We start from the raw sequence: 16,619 nt of genomic DNA, 5'->3' as shown, positions 1-16,619 counted from the left end.
AGCCCAACATTGAACCAGTACATGGTAGCCCCTTCGCGCCCAAAATGCGAAAAGTTGTCTTGCATACTCAAGTTTAAATTACAAGGTGCTCAACAAGGTGTTTCTGTGTAGGGCGCCAAAGAGTAGGGGTAAAATGGGTTGGGGAGATCGGCTCCATTCCAGTTGCGAAAATTTGCAACTGGCGGCGTGAAGGTGCATAATCACCGCATGAGCGAACGATACAAAAAGCCCGATTACGAACAGGAACTGCGACAGGCCGGTGTGCGCATCACGCGCCCGCGCCGGATCATCCTGAATATTTTGACCGAAACGGAAGACCATCCGGATGCGCTGGAGATTTTCCGCAGGGCGGTCGAGATCGACAGCAGCATTTCCCTGTCGACCGTTTATCGCACCATGAAACTTCTGGAAGAGCGCGGCGCCATTCATCGTCATGCTTTTGCAGGCGGTCCATCGCGCTTCGAACAGGCAAGCGGTGCGCATCACGACCATATCATCGATATGGATTCCGGCGATGTGGTCGAATTTCGCTCCGACAAGATTGAAAAATTGCAGGAAGAGATTGCCCGATCGCTTGGCTATGAGATCGTTCATCACCGTCTTGAACTTTATTGTAAAAAAATAAAATCCTGATGGAACTAATTTTCGGTGGTCGCGTTTTTGATCCATGAAGGCCGTGACCCCGCCCCCCAACACGGTCTTCATAGTTCGCCCGAACTCCCCCAAAGGGTGGACGGCGTGAACGCCGCGCAAACGGTGAACCGTTGTGCCAGCAGGCGTTTCGCTCATTTTAATAAGCCGTCATGGTTCGCCCATGGCGGCTTTTATTTGGCCGGATTGGAAGCTCAGGAATCGAATTGTTCGGCAGGGATGGTCAGTGAATAGACTGCGCCGGTGCCATCAATGCGATATTGCGCCTGTCCGTTGATCGAGGCGGGCACAATCCGTTGCAGGACAGCGCTGCCGAATCGTGGGTCGTGCTGGTAAACTTCGGGCATGGCCGGATTGGTTTCTTCCCAGAGAAAAACCAGTTTTTCTTCTTCGTTTTCAGCCCGGATGACATGCGCCGAGATTGCCACACGACCGTAGGGTATGGAGAGCCCGCCAAACGACGTGGCATTGACCACCAGTTCATGCAGCGCCAGGCCAACATGGAGCGCCGCACCGGGGAACAGATACGGATTGTCGCCTTCAAGGCTCAGGCGCTCATCGGTGACATCGATATATTTTTCGACCTGCGAATGGACGAGATCGCGGAAGAGCGCGCCACGCCAGTTGGAATCGGTCACCAGATCCTGCGAATAGGACAGCGATTGGATGCGCCCGCGAAATTTCAGCAGAAAGTCATCGATCGTATCGGTAAAGCGCGCCGTCTGGCTGGCAATGCTCTGCACGATGGCCAACATGTTTTTGGAACGATGGCTCACTTCGCGCAATAAGGTTTTCAACACCTGTTCGCGGCGCTTCAGCTCGCTGATTTCCAGCGCTGTCGTCACCAGACCGAGCAGATTGCCGTTCGTATCGCGGTCACAATCGATATGCAGTTCCATCCAGTGGAGCTTGTTGCCATCCATGACGGAGAGTTCGACATTTTGCGCTGTCATGGTTTCAAGCGCGATTTGCTTCGCAGCCTTCAATTTGGCGAGTGATGTGGAAACGATGAAATCATCATCCGTGCCGCCGGCTTTCCAGCTCTTCTGCCAATAGGAGGGGAGATTTTCGCCCCAGGCATAGGCCAGATCGGGGCGCTGGTAGAGCACGCAGACATTGCTGTTACGAACAGCTCGAAGGAGCGCGCGCAGACGGGCTGCATCCGGTTCGGCTTCGCGTAATGGCAGGTCTGATGCGCTCATTATAGTCTCGATGAATGTCGATTGGCCCGGAAGGCGTGCTTTGACTGAAGGTCTATGCGGTGGGTCTCACTTCTCTTCAGAAAACAAACCGCCGCGCATTCTTGCGCGACGGCATGCTGTTGATCATATCGGTGCGGCCGGTTTGCGGCCAGAAACAGACCAGTTTTGAGCTGGACTTTTCGTCGGTTCATCAAGCCTTGCGGATTGCCGAAGCGATCAGCGACACCACGAGCAAAGCGAGGAACACGAAGAACAGAATCTGAGCGATACCCGCCGATGCCCCGGCAATGCCGCCAAAGCCCAGCGCACCTGCGACCAGAGCCACGACGAGAAATACGAGCGCGTAGTAAAGCATATTCAATCTCCTCTTTTGTATGTGAGGAATAAACGTCTTTGCTATGCATTCGGTTCCTGTCCCGCGTGTAAAAAGGAATAATCTCAGGTTGAAGGCGGGTTTGCCTTTAGGTTGCAAGAGGGGAAATAAAATCCGCTCCGGGGAGAGGGATTTTCCTACTCCCGGAGACGGTTAAATTCACCAAACTTGTTGATTGCGGACCGATATCAGGCCGCGACTTGAGAAGCCTCTTCGAAAAACAGTGCCTGACTGATCAGTGCCTTCACCATGTCAGGATTGAATGGCTTGGTAACGAGGAAGGTCGGCTCAGGACGCTCGCCAGTGAGCAGGCGTTCCGGAAAGGCCGTGATGAAGATGACCGGGATCGTGTCGTCTTTCAGGATCTCGTTCACGGCATCAATGCCCGAGCTGCCGTCGGCAAGCTGGATATCGGCCAGAACCATGCGCGGCTTTTCTTTTTCATAAAGCGCAACCGCCTCATCCTTGGTCCGGGCAATGCCGACGACCTCGTGACCGAGGCTCTCGACCATCTGCTCGATATCCATGGCGATCAGCGGTTCGTCTTCGATGATCATCAGGCGCGTTGCGACCTGACGCGAGATTTCCGTCGAGGCGGAGGAAAGAAGACGGCCGAGTTCGGCGTCGTCGACATTGAGCACCTCGGCAGCTTCCTTGTCATTGAAGCCTTCCACGGCCACCAGCAGGAAAGCCTGGCGCGGGAGAGGTGCGATATGTGCGAGATTGCGGTTTGCCCGCTGTTCCCAGCCGATCTCCGATGATTGCTCCGGTACGCGGATCGATGCGGTCTTATAAAGGTCGCTGAACAGGCGGTAGAGCCCGATGCGGTCCGACGATGTATCCGGGAAAATGCTCACATCCGCGATCAGGGCTTCGAGCGCCGCAGCCACATAGGCATCACCTGACGCCTGAGAACCGGTGAGGGCACGGGAGAAACGACGAAGATAGGGAAGGTGCGGCGCGATACGCGTCGATAACGTCATGATAATGGAACTCCTCATCTGCCGCCTTGTTTTACATTCGTATGAATCCGGTTGGAATCACCGGCTTGAACCAGCTTTTGGCCAAGCGCGATCATCACGCAATCGGGCGCGGCATTACGGATCAAAACGACGCGGCTTGAAAAAAGTTCCGAAGTGACGGCATAATTTCGGGAACTTTCTTGGGGCTGGTGCATTCCCTGTCCAACAGAAGCTTTGTAACAAACAGGACAGGGCTCCCCGCCTAGAACGATACAATATGACAGATAAAGATAACCTTCATACGAATGGCGCCACAGTATCGCGGCGCGTCCCGAAGGACATATTAGGACCCAATTGTGAAGTCGGATTGAAACTCAAGGCGTTATACGCCTCGATTCAAGATGAGACGATCCCGGACCGTTTCCTCGATCTTCTCGAAAAACTCGATCAGGCTGAACAGGAGAGTATGCGTGGACAGAGCACCCGGTCCGTCGGTTGATGGCAATGCCCCGCAGGGGGCGCAGTTCAAGCGCGAGCTTCTGGCTTCGTTGCCGAGCTTGCGTGCGTTTGCCGTGTCGCTGATCGGTCAGCACGACAAGGCAGACGATCTGGTGCAGGACACCATCATGAAGGCCTGGGCCAAACAGGAAACCTTCGAGATGGGCACCAATATGAAGGCCTGGCTCTTCACCATCCTGCGCAATGAATTCTACACCCAGATGCGCAAGCGCGGACGCGAAGTGCAGGATACGGATGGCGTATTCAGCGAACAGCTCGCCGTGCATCCGTCGCAATATGGCACGCTCGACCTTCAGGATTTTCGTGCGGCTCTGGAACAACTGCCCGACGATCAGCGCGAAGCGATCATCCTGATCGGTGCGTCCGGCTTTGCTTATGAAGAAGCGGCCGAGATTTGCGGTTGTGCCGTCGGCACGATCAAAAGCCGTGTCAGCCGTGCGCGGACCCGTCTTCAGGAAATCCTCAAGATCGAGGGTGAGGGCGATTACGGTCCGGATGCGGATTCTTCCCGTGTGACCTTGAGAAGCTTTGCCTGATTTATTTTGCCGCCGGGCGTTCTGATCCGGCGGTATAAAGTGCTGTTCAAACAAAAGGTTAGCGTTCTGCTTCCTGCTCACGGGACCAGAATTCGACAAAAGAGCACAGTTTGTGTGCCGTTTTGATCTAAAGAGCGTGATGCCGCCGTCCGGCGACATTTATTTTCGCTCGCAATGATAGTTTTTTGCTCCAGCCACTTGAAGGTTAGCCGTCACTGATATTTGCTATCAGAGGTGGGTCATCAATTTGTATTGGGGCGCGTTTTGCCATCAGCCGTGTTGCAGAGATTGCTTCAGTCTTCGCCGAAACCGATAGCGGTTGTCGTCTCACTCGGACTTGTGCTGCTCTCGGCTGTGATGACGCTGTTTCTTTCATCGAGCGTTACGCATCAGGTCGTCGATATTTCGCGCAACTATGCCCTGCGCCAGCAGGTGGACAAGGTTGCGCGGCTGGCCAACAATATCGAGATGAGCCGTCGCGGCTATCTCCTTACATTGGATGAGGCGCATCTTGATCTCTATCGCAATTCGATCCTTTCCGTCGATCAGACATTGACCGATCTGGAGGCCTTGTCGGGCCCCAATCCGTTGCAGGATGCGCGGGTCAAGCAGATCCGCGCTTTGATCGAGCGGGAAGAGGCGGATGTTCGTGAAACGGTGGAATTGGCGTCGTCCGGCAATGTCGCGGCGGCGATGGAGCGGGTGCGCAGTGACGAAGGCAAGGCCCTGATGGACCAGCTTTCGACCACGGTGTCGGATTTCATCGATGTGGAAGAAAAGCAGCTCGCCGAGCGCAATGATCGTATCAACCGGATGCGCTATTGGATGACGGCGACATCCATCGTGGCACTGGCTTCGGCAGCGGTGCTGGGCTGGCTTCTTTTCAGCCGTGTGCAGCGTTATGCGCGCACCATGTTCGAAGGCCAGACAGCGCTTCGGTCTGAAAATGAGATTCTCGAACAGCGGGTGCGTGAACGTACAGCCGAACTGGAAGAGGAGCGCCGGATCGCGGAGCGCGAGCGTTATCGCGTCGAGCTTCTGCTTCAGGATACCAACCACCGTATCGGCAATTCGCTGGCGACCGTCTCGTCCCTGCTGGGCTTGCAGATGCGACAGGCGCGCAGTGAGGATGCGCGCGCGGCACTTTCGGCAGCGCGCGACCGGGTTCAGACGGTTTCAACGGCTCACCGGCGTTTGCGACTGGGCGAAGACATGGAAACCGCCCGGGTCGACGAGTTTCTGACCACGGTTATCAACGATATCCGCAACGCCATCGGTCAGGATCGCCAGATCGAGATCGTGACGAATTTTGCGCAGCTTGATCTGAAAGCCCGCGATGTGACGACCATCGGCATCATTGTCGGCGAACTGGTCACCAATGCCATCAAGCATGCTTTCAAGGGTCGTCCGGGTGGGCAGATTGCCGTCAGTTTCCAGGCGGATGCGGATGGTGTGCCGGTTCTGGCGGTGGAAGATGACGGTGTTGGCTGGGGTGCGGAGGGGACTGCGAAGCCCGGCGACAAGAACGGTCTCGGCACGCTGGTGGTCGAGCAGCTTTGCATGCAGTTCGGTGAAAAGCCGGTCTATGGCGAGGCAGAAGGTCGGCCCGGCTCACGGGTATCGGTACGTCTCGCTTCGCTGGTGGATAGCGCCGACGCGGCTGCGCAGTAAAAAAGAACTCCTGTCGAAAACAGAAAACACCGGAACAGGTTCCGGTGTTTTCGTTTTCATGGCTCTGTTATCAGGCCTTGGGTGGGCGCTTCTTCTTGTCTGAAAGCAGCGATACCAATGCTATACCTGCAAGCGGCAAGGCTGCCGCCAGGATTGGCCGCTTCAGGATCGAAGGGATAGTCGCCAGTGCGGCTGTCGCCATCATCGCCGACTTGTCAGCCTCGATCCGCTGCTTGCGCTTTTTGGCTTCGGCTGCGGCCTGAATTTTCAGAACTGCGAGGACAAGCAGCGCCAGAATCAACGAAATCGCGGCGAGAATCAGCGCTGCAAGCGGGCCACCATAGGCCTGCGCCAGTGCCAGAAACGCGGCAACACAGAGAAATGTGACCGTGATAATGCCGAAAATGGCAATCGCCACGCCGAAAATCGCTGCGCGTCGCGTCTGGCTGACGGCAAACTTCACTTCTTCGCCAGCCAGAGCGGTCAGAATGGGGGCCAAAGCTTTAAGCATGGGACGCCTCAGCGGCGGGAAAGAAGGGCGAGCAGATAGCCAATGCCGAGCGCGGTCGCGAGCGACGTGATCGGGCGTTCACGCACGGTTGCTGTCAATTGCGCTTCCAGATCCTGCGCCTTTCCGCACAGTTCATCGACGACATCGCCGCCTTGCAGATAGGCGCTCTTATAGGTTTCCTTCGCGCTGCGCTTGGCATCGCGGACGGTCTGGTTGCCAAGGTTGGCGAGTGTCGCGGCGATGGCTGCGATGTCTTCCTTCAACTGCTCAACCTGCGTCTGCAAGTCTTCGGTCGTCGAATCGGTCAACGCTTCCTCGATCTTTTCTTCGATCTTGCTCGTCTTCGCGGATGCACGCGCCATATCTGGCCTCCTGTCATAACGGATTGTCGTTGTAACAACGCTTTTCGTCACCAATGGTTGCACGCAATAGCGGATCGCGGCAACGCCGTGCGCCACTTCTTATGCGTCATGGTAAACGGGCAAGTCCGCCACAGGCCTTGTTTAGAACAAGGTCCGTTTGCGCTCATTGAGGCGAGTCAGACAGTGTCAGACGAGAAACAGATAGGCCGCGCCAGCGATCATCAGGAAGGCGAGGCCGACATGGGCTGGTTTCAGCGCGCGCTGCGGAGCCGGCAGCGGATCATCATTGCCCGCCATGGCGGTTCTTGCCGCATGTTCGAGTGCCTGAATGTCTTTGTGCATCATGTGCATGCTCCTCCTGCCGGTCCATACGCCTCTTGAGGGAGGTGAACGCTTCCGGCTCGATCATCAGGTCTGATTTGCCCGCATTATGCAACAGCTATTTATAAGGGGTTTGACAGGCCGCGCTTACCCAAAAGGTTGCAGAAAAAGGCAACCACAACAAAACATGACTTGCATCATCATATTATTGGGGGTTAAAAAGAGGTCAACAAGCAGCGCTACGGCCTGCGTGATGGGTCGTCCTTGGCGCCCGAGTTGAACAATCAAAAGGCGATCAAGATGACTGGTTTCTGTCGGAAGGGCTTCATGGCTGCGGCGATGGGCATTGTCTTGCTGGGCGTTGGTCCGGCATTGGCTCAAGAGGCGACGCAGCCCAATCCTTCAGCGGCTCCCGCAGCCGCTCAGCCGACCACCCAGCCAGCGCCAGCAGCGTCTGCGCCATCCGCTCCGGCAGCGCAGCCGGCGCCTGTAGAGCAACAGTCGCAGGCTCCCGCTTCAACTCCGGCCCCACAGGCAGAGCCGCAGCCCGTCATCGCTGGCCAGCCAGCAGTCGAAGAAAGAGATGCCAGCCTTCCGCATGACCTGTCGCCATGGGGCATGTTCATGGCTGCCGACTGGATTGTGAAGGCGGTGATGATCGGTCTCGGTCTTGCCTCGCTCGCAACATGGACCATCTGGGTCGCCAAGTCGCTCGAACTGGCGGGTGCACGCCGCCGCGCGAACAAGGCGCTGAAGACCATTGGTCATTCCGCAACGCTTTCCGATGCCGTTCGTGCGCTCGATGGTGTCAAGGGCCCGGGCGCCATCATGGTGCGCGCTGCCGAAGATGAGGTTCGTCTCTCCAGCCCTGCGCTGGCACGTGCCGGAGGCGAGGGCCTCAAGGAGCGCGTTTCGTCGCGCCTGTCGCGTATCGAAGCCAAGGCTGGCCGTCGCCTGTCCAAGGGCACGGGCATTCTGGCCACCATCGGCTCCATCGGACCATTTGTGGGTCTGTTCGGCACCGTCTGGGGCATCATGAATTCGTTCATCAACATCAGTGAAGCGCAGACGACCAATCTGGCCGTTGTGGCTCCGGGTATTGCTGAAGCGCTGCTCGCCACCGCTATTGGCCTTGTCGCCGCCATTCCGGCGGTTGTGATCTACAACGTCTTTGCCCGCGCGATCACCGGCTATCGTTCGCTTCTGGCCGATGCATCGGCTGGTGTCGAACGTCTGGTCAGCCGCGATCTGGATTTCAGGGCAGCCGGCGTGCGTGAAGGCACGCTGCACGCAGCGGAGTAGGCGTCATGGCGAGTAAAATTCGCGAAGGCGGTGGTGACGATCTCGAGCTTAATCACGAGATCAACGTAACGCCCTTCATCGACGTCATGCTGGTTCTGCTGATCATCTTCATGGTGGCAGCGCCGCTTGCGACCGTGGATGTGAAGGTCGACCTGCCTGCCTCGACCGCTGCCGCTGCGCCGCGCCCCGACAAGCCGCTTTATGTGACGTTGAAGGACGATCTGAGCATCAGCGTCGGCAATGATGTGGTTGCACGTGAGCGTCTCGGCCTTGCGCTGGACGGCCTGTCTGAGAAGAACAAGGAAACGCGCATTTTCCTGCGCGCCGACAAAGCTGTTCCTTATGAAGAACTGATGCGCATCATGAATTTGCTGCGTGAGGCGGGCTATCTGAAGATCGCGCTGGTCGGCCTTGAAACAGTCGGTGCATCGGCACCAGCGGCAGCCCCTGCGCAAGCGCCAGCTCAGACGCCAGCCCCGGCAGGGACCGCACCTGGAACTGCCCCCGGAGTTGCCCAATGAATGCACTTCCGCCCGATCATCCTCCCGTGAAGGTGGCTTCTGCCGACGCCCATCATCATTCCTTTTGGCATGATGCGGGACGCTGGATCGGCGCGGGCATTCTTGTCCTGACAGTGCATGCAGCTGGAGCCTACGCCATTCATCTGGCGCAGGAAGAAGATCAGCCGGATGGCGGGCAAGTTGCGGCCATGGTGGTTGAGCTTGCGCCGGAGCCTATGGCTCCGATGGAAGAGCAGGTTGCCGACGAAGCGCAGCCGGAAACGGCAGAAGCTCCGAAAGAAGTCGAACCTGAACCCGTTGTTCAGCCGGAACCGCAGCCTGAAGAACCGACGCCGCCGGAGCCAGAACAGGTAACGCCGCCGGAACCCGAGCCGCAGCCTGAGCCGGAAGTTCAGGAGAAGCCGGAAGAGATCATTCCGGATGTGGTCGAGGCGGAAAAGCCGGAAGTGGCCGTGCCTATGCCGGTTGAAAAGCCGGAACCAAAGCCCGAGCCGAAGCCGGAACCCAAGAAGGTCGAAAAGCCGAAGGTTGAAAAGCCAAAGCCGCAAAAGGTTGAGAAGCCGAAGCCCAAGAAGGCTGAAAAGGCTCAGGAAACCCGGCAGGCAAGTGCACCGCGCATGGATGCCGACAATGGCGAACGGGCTGCTGCAAACCGTCGTGGTGAAAACAACGCGTCGGCGGGCGTAAGCTCGGCCAAGTGGACATCGAAACTTCAGGCTCATATGGCGCGCAATGTCCGCTTCCTGCAACGCAAGGCCCGCCATGCGAAAGGTCTGGTGCAGGTGACATTCGTGATTGATCCATCCGGCAATGTTCTCTCGGCGCGTCTGGCCGGTTCGTCAGGTGATCCGGCGGTTGACCAGCTGGCGCTGGAAGCTGCACGTCGCGCTTCTCCTGTGCCTGCGCCTCCAGCGGCGATGGCCAAGGCAAGGATGCCGATCACGTTGCCGCTGCTGTTCAAGTAAAGCAGTCAGATTATCGATAGTGAAAAGCCGGTCTGGTTCTTTTTCCAGACCGGCTTTTTTGTTTTGGCCTATTCCGACGAAAGCGCTACGGCTGGCAGCAGGCGCGACGCCTTGCGGGCTGGCAGAAAGCCGAAGACCAACCCAGTGGCGAAGGCGCAGGCGAAAGCCAGCAGAACCGGGCCGATGCTGTAACCGACCGAAAGGCCTGCCCAACCGGCAATGGCGGCAGCTCCAAGGCCGATGACCACGCCGAAAGCGCCGCCAATGGCCGAGACGGTGAGCGCTTCCGTGATGAATTGCAGGAGGATATCGCGCCGCCGCGCGCCGGTCGCCATGCGCACGCCGATTTCGCGTGTGCGCTCCGTCACGCTGACCAGCATGATGTTCATCACGCCAATGCCGCCGACCAGAAGCGAGATGGCGGCGACTGATCCGAGAAACAGCGTCATGGTGCTGCCCATGGCCGCCGCATCGTCTCGCACCGACGACATGTTGGTGATCATCGTGTCGCGCTGCTTATGGCGCTGGTCGAGCAATTCCTGAATCTGTTCCTGCGTTGTGTTGATCAGATCCGAATCCTTCACCTGCACGGTGATGGTGCGCACATATTTCTGGCCGAACAGCCGCAGATTACCAGTCGAAAGCGGAACGACAACCACATCGTCCTGATCGGTGCCGCCAAAGCCCGCACCTTTCGGCTCCAGCGTGCCGATGACCTGGAACGGGATTTTCTGGATCAGAATATGTTGCCCGATCGGGTTGCCGCCATCCGGAAACAGCGTCTTGACCACTGTGGCTCCGAGAACGGCGACCGGCGCATAGGACGTCATATCGTTCTGGGTGATGAAATCGCCCGTCGCGAGCTTCCAGGACTTGGCCTCCGAGAAAGCCGGAACCGTGCCGTTGGCCTGTGACTGATAGTCGACATTGCCGCGTCTGAGCGTGACCGTGCCTGTCACTTCCGGCACCGCCGATTTGATGTTGGGCAGTTCGAGTATCGCATCCGCATCGGCAGGCACAAGCGTTGCAATACTGCCCCCGCGAAAGCCTGGCATGGAGGGGCGCACGAGCACCAGATCGGTGCCCATGGCATTGATGCGGTCGAGAATCGAGTTTTGCGCGCCGGTGCCGATGGCCAGCATCGTCACCACCGAACTGACGCCGATGATGATGCCGAGAAGCGTCAGCACTGTGCGGAAAATATTGGCCCGCAAGGCACGCATGGCCATTTTCACGGCTTCCGAAATATCGGCTATGCGCGCGGCATGTCCGTCGCCCGCCTGCTGTAAACGCTGCGGAGCCTGCCGGTCGGGAATATCGCGCTTGGTCGTATCGGAAAGGATTTCGCCGTCCTTGATCTCGATCAGCCGGTCTGCGCGCTCCGCCACCTCGCGGGCATGAGTGATGACGATAATGGTGTGGCCTTGCTGATGCATGGAGCGCAACAGTTCCATCACATCCTCGCCGCTCTGGCTGTCGAGCGCGCCTGTCGGTTCATCTGCGAGAATGATGCGGCCGCCATTCATCAAGGCGCGCGCGATGGAAACGCGCTGTTGCTGGCCGCCCGACAGCTGGTTGGGGCGGTGGTCGATACGATCACCGAGCTTCAGCGAGTTCAACAATTCGGCTGCACGTTCGTGGCGTTCGGCAGCGGGCATTCCGGCATAGATCGCCGGAACCTCGACATTTTCCTGCGCGGTTGATGTCGAGATCAGATTGTAGCTCTGGAAGACGAAGCCGAATGTGCGGCGGCGCAGGGCAGCCAGTGCGTCGGCATCGAGTGTCGAGACATCCTCGCCGTCGAGGAGATATTGCCCGCCGGTCGGGCTGTCGAGGCAGCCCAGAATATTCATGAGGGTGGATTTGCCTGAGCCCGATGCACCCATGATGGCGACGAATTCGCCGGCATGGATATCGAGGCTGATACCATGCAGGACCTCAACGGCGAGGTCGCCGTTGTGGTAGGTCTTGCTGATGTTTTCAAGCCGGATGAGGGGCGCGTCTTGCATGGGCGCAGCCATCAGAAGAAGGACATGCCGCCGGGGCGACGACCGCCACGTGCGTTTGAACTTCCGGCAGGTCCGCCACTGGAAGCGCTGGTGACGACGACCTTGTCGCCTTCTTCCAAGCCGCTTTTCACTTCGGCCTGCACACGGTTCCGCACGCCGATTTCAACTGTGCGCTCGGTGAGTGTGCCGCTGGCGTCGACAACCTTGACGATGATTTGCGGCTTTCCGCGATGCTGCCCGTCACGTGGGCGGTCGCCATTGCCTGGTCCCTTGCGCTGCCCCTGCTGGCGTTCGGCTTGCTGGCCTTCCGGGCTGCCGGATGGATCGCGGCGCTTGAAGCTGAGAGCGGAGGTGGGAACGAGCAGCACATCCCTGGCCGAATCGATCACGAAATAGACCTGCGCGCTCATGTTGATCATAAGTTCGCCGGTCGGATTCGGCACATCGAACAGTGCATAATAAAGCACGACATTGTTTTCGGTGGCCGGTGTCGGCTTGATCTGGCGCAGCTTGCCTGCGAACCGCTTTTCCGGCTGGCCGAGCAGGGTGAAATAAACCTCCATACCGGGCTTGAGCTTGGAAATATCGGCTTCGGACACCTGCGCTTCGACCGTCATGACCTTGAGATCGGCGACTGTTACGACGGTCGGTGCCGTCTGCGACGCGTTCAGCGTTTCGCCTTCCTTGGCGGACTGGTCGACGACCGTGCCCTCCATGGGGCTGTTGATCTTGGTATAGCCGAGATCAACGGTGTCGCTTGCCAATTGCGACTGCTGCTGGCGAATCTGTGCGCCAAGCGCCTTCACATCGGCATCAGCTATAGAAAGGTCTGCTTCGGCCTGATCGACCGTCGATTGGGACACGCCCTGGGTGGCAAGCAGGGATTTCTGCCGCGCGGCACTGAGCTTTTTCAGCGTAAGCTGGGCTTCCTTGCTGAGAAGCTGGGCTTTCAGATTGTCGAGCTGCGCGCTGGCAATCTCGACTTTCTTTTCGAAAGGAGAGGGATCGATTTCGGCGATGAACTGGCCTTCCTTGACCTGATCGCCGATTTCCACCTTCACGGCTTTGAGCTGGCCCGAGACCTGTGCGCCGACATTGATGCTGCGCAGGGCGCTGAGTGTGCCGACGGCGGTGATTGCGTTCTCGATATCACCACGCGTAACCGTTTCGGCGAGGTAGCTGCCCTTTTCGTTCACGGCGGCCCGCGCATCGTAGAAATACCAGCCAGCGCCTGCGGCAATTGCCGCAGCAGGCAGCCACAGCCACCAGCGGCGACGCCTGACGGAAGCACGCTTTTGCAGCGATGCAGCCTTCTGGCCAGAACCGGATGAAGCGGAAGATGTGCGCAATGATAACCCCCTGAATCCCCACTCGCGCGGGAAGTCCTCGTTTGTCCCTGAAAACGCCCTTGAGGGATGAAAGCCGCAGCGCTTGATCACTGGTGCGCGCGAATGTTCCTCCCAACAAATTGTTGCTTCGCGGTGTCTAAACTTTCGCACTCAAGATTTCACCTTAAATATTTGTCATGCAACCAGCCATTGTCGGCGTTGCGCGCGCTCAGGAACGGGAAGCGGGAGGCGTTAGGAGCAGAAGCCGGAAGACAAGGGTTGTCGCTTATTTAGTTATTTTCTTATGCAACCTGTAGTTATAATTTACCTTGAGTTGAATAAGGTTTCTCTGCTTCTATCTATTTAGCTTTTATTAAATTATTTTATGTTGATATGATGTAGACGGCGATATCATGAGTAATTACGATAATAAAATCGAACGCATTTCTTCTGGTGAACAGTTGATTGCGCGTGCATGAAGCGCGTTCATTCGTCATGTATATACAACTAAGTTTATCTGCTCTTGGACGGGAGGGCATATGGACTGCGGGGGCACAGTTAGAACGATTATTTTCCCCTTATTGAAAAGAAAAATACGGCTTCCTGATATTTTAAAAACGACTGTTCTTTTTTCCCGCAATAAAGCGGGAACTGCGGCAGTAGAGTTTGCGATATTGGCACCGGTTTTTCTGTTGCTGCTGATGGGCGTCATCGCCTTCGGCATCTATCTGGGGGCGGCAAACGCGGTGCAGCAACTTGCTGCGGACGCAACACGCACGGCACTTGCGGGGATCGACGCGACGGAGCGGCAGACGCTGGCTGCGACTTACATCCAGAAAAACGCGGCCAAATATTCGCTGATCAATCCGGCGCAGATACAGACCACGATTGACAATGCGGCGTCGGATCCAAGCCAGTTCACGGTTACGATCAGCTATAACGCGGCCAATCTGCCGATCTGGAATCTGATGACCGGATTGCCGTTACCCGGCAAAACGATCACGCGTGCTTCGACAATCCGGCTCGGGGGAACATGATATGTGGGCGGGGGCCTTACGTTTTCTTCAGGCGCGCAACGGCAATCTGGCCACCATGGCGGCCCTTGTCACGCCGATATTTCTGGCAATTGCCGCGCTTACCATCGATTCAAGCTCGCTCTATCTGGAGCGGCGACAATTGCAGAACATGGCCGATCTGGCCGCGATCAGTGGTGCGAGCGCGATTGGAACTGCCAGCGATGCCGTCAAAAAGCAATTGCTGGCCAATGGGCTCAATCCGGTGATGATGACGGGGACGTATGACCCGTCTGTGGTCAAGGGCAAGACGGACAATCTCACACGTGTCTGGGTGGAGACCGGCAACTACACCGCCGATAAATCGGTGGCTGTGGGGTCGCGTTTCGTGGCGGGCGGCACGAACCCCGATGCCGTGCGGGTGATGCTGGCAAAGCCCGGCAACCTCTATTTTGGTCAGGCGCTAATGGATCGTCCTGCGGTGAGTGCGAGCGGCATGGCCGCGTCGCATGCGGAAGCGGCCTTTTCCATCGGCTCGCGATTGGCGAGCCTCAATACGACTGAAAGCGCGTTGAATGGATTATTGGGCGGCTTGTTGGGCACGTCTCTCAGTCTCAAACTGGTGGATTATAACGCGCTTGCCGCTACCGATATCAACCTGCTTGGCTTTCTCGACAAGCTTGCTCCCCAGGTCGGTTTGACCGCCGGGACTTACGATCAGCTGTTGAATACAAATGTGTCGGTGGGCGTGCTGGCAAAGGTGATGGCGGATGTCGTGACCAACAATGCGACGGCCAAGGCGGCACTCAACGTTTTGGGAAAAGACGCAGCCGCACTTGCCACCAAATTGCCGGTAGGGAAACTGCTGGGGCTAGGGTCGCTTGCAAATGCGAGTATCGGATCGGGGGGAAATTATAGCATCACAGCCAATGTGTTGCAGATGATTTCAGCAGGCGTGATGTTGGGAGGGAAGCACCAGGCAACGATCTCCACACCTATCAATCTCCTGGGATTGGTAAAAGTGACCCTCGAAATTGCCATAGGCGAACCGGCTCAGAAAACGCCATTTTTCCGGGTCGGTGCTTTGGGGTCTCTCGTGCGCACGGCGCAGATAAGAATAAAGCTCGTTGTAGCGATTGGAGATGGTGCCCTCGGGTTGAACACGCTCGCCAATATAGAACTGCCAATCTACATTGATATTGCCTCGGCTGAAGGGGAACTGAAAAGTGTGAGCTGCCCTGCAGGCCCTCAAAACGCGACTGTTGGGATCGGCGTTAAAACTGGCATAGCCGGCATTTATCTTGGTGATCTCAATATAGATATGAACGACTTTAGTAAGAAGCCGTCAGTGAGCAAAAAACAGATTGCGCAAGTCCTTGGTCTCAATTTGTTGGGGCTGAAAGTCTATCTTGCGGGTGTCACGGCGTCAGCCGAAATTCCACTGGGTGATGATCAGCAACGGATTCTGACCTTTAGCGCCAGCGATATCGCAAGCAAAAAAGTAAAGACGGTTTCTTCATCAAAACTGGTGTCCTCCCTCACATCGGCGCTCATCAGCAACATGCATGCAGAGCTCAATGTTCTGGTGTTGAACGTTGATGCGACTGCAATCGTTAGCCTGCTTGGCACCTTGCTATCGCCGGTTTCAGCACTTCTCGATAATCTGCTCTTTGGTCTTCTGGACCTCCTCGGTGTCAAGCTGGGCCAAGCCGACGTGCAGGTTACGGGTGTGCTCTGCCAACAGGCAGTGCTGACACAGTAAACCCCAGACAAAAAAAGCCGGGCATGAAGCCCGGCTTTTCATTAAAGCGATTCTGCCCGATCAGGCCGTGCCGGTCGAGCCGAAGCCGCCAGCGCCGCGTGCGGTCTCGGTCACTTCGGCGCGTTCCTCGATCTTCGGCTGCACCACCGGCGCAAAGACCGCCTGTGCGATGCGCATGCCGCGTTCGATGCGGAAATCGTCGTCACCCAGATTGACCAGCAGCACCTTCACTTCGCCGCGATAATCGGAATCGATGGTTCCCGGCGTGTTGAGGCAGGTGATGCCGTTTTTGAAGGCGAGGCCGGAGCGCGGGCGAATCTGCACTTCATAGCCTTCCGGGATTTCGAAGATCAGGCCGGTCGGCACCAGCGTCCGGCGTCCGGGCAACAGCACGATCTGCCGGTCTTCGGCAACGGCCGCGCGCAAGTCCATGCCTGCGGAACCGGAGGTTTCATAGGCGGGGAGATCAAGGCCATTCGCATGTTCGAGGCGAATGATACCGAGCGTTGGTGCTTGAGCGGATGCTGCGGTCATGAGGGAGCCTTTCCTGCGGGGATTCAAATTGGCGACGCTCATACGTGAAAACAGATCAAAGGTGTACCGCCTATTTG

Annotated in this window: 18 protein-coding genes; 9 read left to right on the top strand and 9 right to left on the bottom strand. The window is 57.3% G+C overall.

The window, feature by feature from the left end; translation table 11 throughout:
- Positions 1-207 precede the first annotated feature (207 nt).
- On the top strand, positions 208-633 hold the full coding sequence (locus tag FHW00_RS14975) for a transcriptional repressor (RefSeq protein WP_078339581.1): 426 nt from the start codon (positions 208-210) through the stop codon (positions 631-633).
- Between the two features lie 212 nt (positions 634-845).
- Here the strand turns inward: FHW00_RS14975 and FHW00_RS14970 are convergent, their stop codons facing one another.
- The 3 genes from FHW00_RS14970 to FHW00_RS14960 all read right to left on the bottom strand — a co-directional run bounded on the left by FHW00_RS14970 (position 846) and on the right by FHW00_RS14960 (position 3,209).
- A complete protein-coding gene (locus tag FHW00_RS14970; RefSeq protein WP_078339459.1) occupies positions 846-1,853 on the bottom strand; it encodes a sensor histidine kinase in 1,008 nt (335 codons plus the stop codon).
- A 190-nt stretch (positions 1,854-2,043) separates the two neighbouring features.
- Complete coding sequence (locus FHW00_RS14965) at positions 2,044-2,208, bottom strand: DUF1328 domain-containing protein (RefSeq protein WP_007876538.1); 165 nt, start codon at positions 2,206-2,208, stop codon at positions 2,044-2,046.
- Positions 2,209-2,414: 206 nt separating this feature from the next.
- Complete coding sequence (locus tag FHW00_RS14960) at positions 2,415-3,209, bottom strand: response regulator (protein ID WP_078339458.1); 795 nt, start codon at positions 3,207-3,209, stop codon at positions 2,415-2,417.
- A 256-nt stretch (positions 3,210-3,465) separates the two neighbouring features.
- On the opposite strand from FHW00_RS14960, the gene FHW00_RS14955 reads away from it, so the two are divergent.
- The 3 genes from FHW00_RS14955 (at position 3,466) to FHW00_RS14945 (ending at position 5,914) form a co-directional block, all read left to right on the top strand.
- Complete coding sequence (locus FHW00_RS14955) at positions 3,466-3,687, top strand: NepR family anti-sigma factor (protein WP_078339457.1); 222 nt, start codon at positions 3,466-3,468, stop codon at positions 3,685-3,687.
- Positions 3,659-4,243: an RNA polymerase sigma factor gene (locus FHW00_RS14950; RefSeq protein ID WP_078339456.1), complete on the top strand. Its 585-nt coding sequence runs from the start codon at positions 3,659-3,661 to the stop codon at positions 4,241-4,243. Before FHW00_RS14955 ends, FHW00_RS14950 begins: the two co-directional genes overlap by 29 nt.
- Positions 4,244-4,507: 264 nt before the next feature.
- The gene (locus FHW00_RS14945; RefSeq protein WP_078339580.1) at positions 4,508-5,914 is read left to right on the top strand and encodes a sensor histidine kinase; all 1,407 of its coding nucleotides are present in this window, start codon (positions 4,508-4,510) and stop codon (positions 5,912-5,914) included.
- Between the two features lie 70 nt (positions 5,915-5,984).
- Here the strand turns inward: FHW00_RS14945 and FHW00_RS14940 are convergent, their stop codons facing one another.
- The 3 genes from FHW00_RS14940 to FHW00_RS14930 form a co-directional block, all read right to left on the bottom strand.
- A complete protein-coding gene (locus tag FHW00_RS14940; protein ID WP_078339455.1) occupies positions 5,985-6,425 on the bottom strand; it encodes a phage holin family protein in 441 nt (146 codons plus the stop codon).
- Positions 6,426-6,433: 8 nt separating this feature from the next.
- Entirely contained in the window at positions 6,434-6,787 is a 354-nt protein-coding gene (locus tag FHW00_RS14935; RefSeq protein ID WP_078339454.1) for a DUF883 family protein, read from the bottom strand.
- A gap of 186 nt (positions 6,788-6,973) precedes the next feature.
- A complete protein-coding gene (locus tag FHW00_RS14930; protein ID WP_167836095.1) occupies positions 6,974-7,132 on the bottom strand; it encodes a hypothetical protein in 159 nt (52 codons plus the stop codon).
- Positions 7,133-7,372: 240 nt separating this feature from the next.
- On the opposite strand from FHW00_RS14930, the gene exbB reads away from it, so the two are divergent.
- The 3 genes from exbB to FHW00_RS14915 are packed head-to-tail and all read left to right on the top strand — an operon-like array spanning position 7,373 to position 9,896.
- Positions 7,373-8,410, top strand: coding sequence for a tonB-system energizer ExbB (gene exbB / locus FHW00_RS14925; protein ID WP_078339453.1), 1,038 nt, complete (start codon positions 7,373-7,375; stop codon positions 8,408-8,410).
- Between the two features lie 5 nt (positions 8,411-8,415).
- Complete coding sequence (gene exbD / locus FHW00_RS14920) at positions 8,416-8,931, top strand: TonB system transport protein ExbD (protein WP_078339452.1); 516 nt, start codon at positions 8,416-8,418, stop codon at positions 8,929-8,931.
- Positions 8,928-9,896: an energy transducer TonB family protein gene (locus tag FHW00_RS14915; RefSeq protein WP_078339451.1), complete on the top strand. Its 969-nt coding sequence runs from the start codon at positions 8,928-8,930 to the stop codon at positions 9,894-9,896. The genes exbD and FHW00_RS14915 overlap by 4 nt, the downstream gene beginning before the upstream one ends.
- A gap of 68 nt (positions 9,897-9,964) precedes the next feature.
- On the opposite strand, the gene FHW00_RS14910 is transcribed toward FHW00_RS14915, so the two are convergent.
- Together FHW00_RS14910 and FHW00_RS14905 are read right to left on the bottom strand one after the other, a co-directional pair.
- On the bottom strand, positions 9,965-11,905 hold the full coding sequence (locus FHW00_RS14910; protein WP_113534760.1) for a MacB family efflux pump subunit: 1,941 nt from the start codon (positions 11,903-11,905) through the stop codon (positions 9,965-9,967).
- A gap of 11 nt (positions 11,906-11,916) precedes the next feature.
- Positions 11,917-13,254, bottom strand: coding sequence for an efflux RND transporter periplasmic adaptor subunit (locus tag FHW00_RS14905; RefSeq protein ID WP_078339449.1), 1,338 nt, complete (start codon positions 13,252-13,254; stop codon positions 11,917-11,919).
- A 572-nt stretch (positions 13,255-13,826) separates the two neighbouring features.
- Between FHW00_RS14905 and FHW00_RS14900 the strand changes: the two genes are divergently transcribed.
- A complete protein-coding gene (locus FHW00_RS14900) occupies positions 13,827-14,270 on the top strand; it encodes a TadE/TadG family type IV pilus assembly protein (protein WP_445557950.1) in 444 nt (147 codons plus the stop codon).
- Position 14,271: 1 nt separating this feature from the next.
- The gene (locus tag FHW00_RS14895; protein ID WP_078339447.1) at positions 14,272-16,008 is read left to right on the top strand and encodes a pilus assembly protein TadG-related protein; all 1,737 of its coding nucleotides are present in this window, start codon (positions 14,272-14,274) and stop codon (positions 16,006-16,008) included.
- A gap of 60 nt (positions 16,009-16,068) precedes the next feature.
- Here FHW00_RS14895 and dut read toward each other — a convergent pair whose 3' ends face one another.
- On the bottom strand, positions 16,069-16,542 hold the full coding sequence (gene dut / locus FHW00_RS14890) for a dUTP diphosphatase (RefSeq protein ID WP_078339446.1): 474 nt from the start codon (positions 16,540-16,542) through the stop codon (positions 16,069-16,071).
- Positions 16,543-16,619 lie beyond the last annotated feature (77 nt).

It is taken from the genome of Ochrobactrum sp. P6BSIII, from assembly GCF_014138065.1.
In the GTDB taxonomy this organism is placed as follows: domain Bacteria; phylum Pseudomonadota; class Alphaproteobacteria; order Rhizobiales; family Rhizobiaceae; genus Brucella.
The sequence above is the reverse complement of the archived record's forward strand: the minus strand, read 5'-3'. Positions and strand labels throughout refer to the sequence as shown.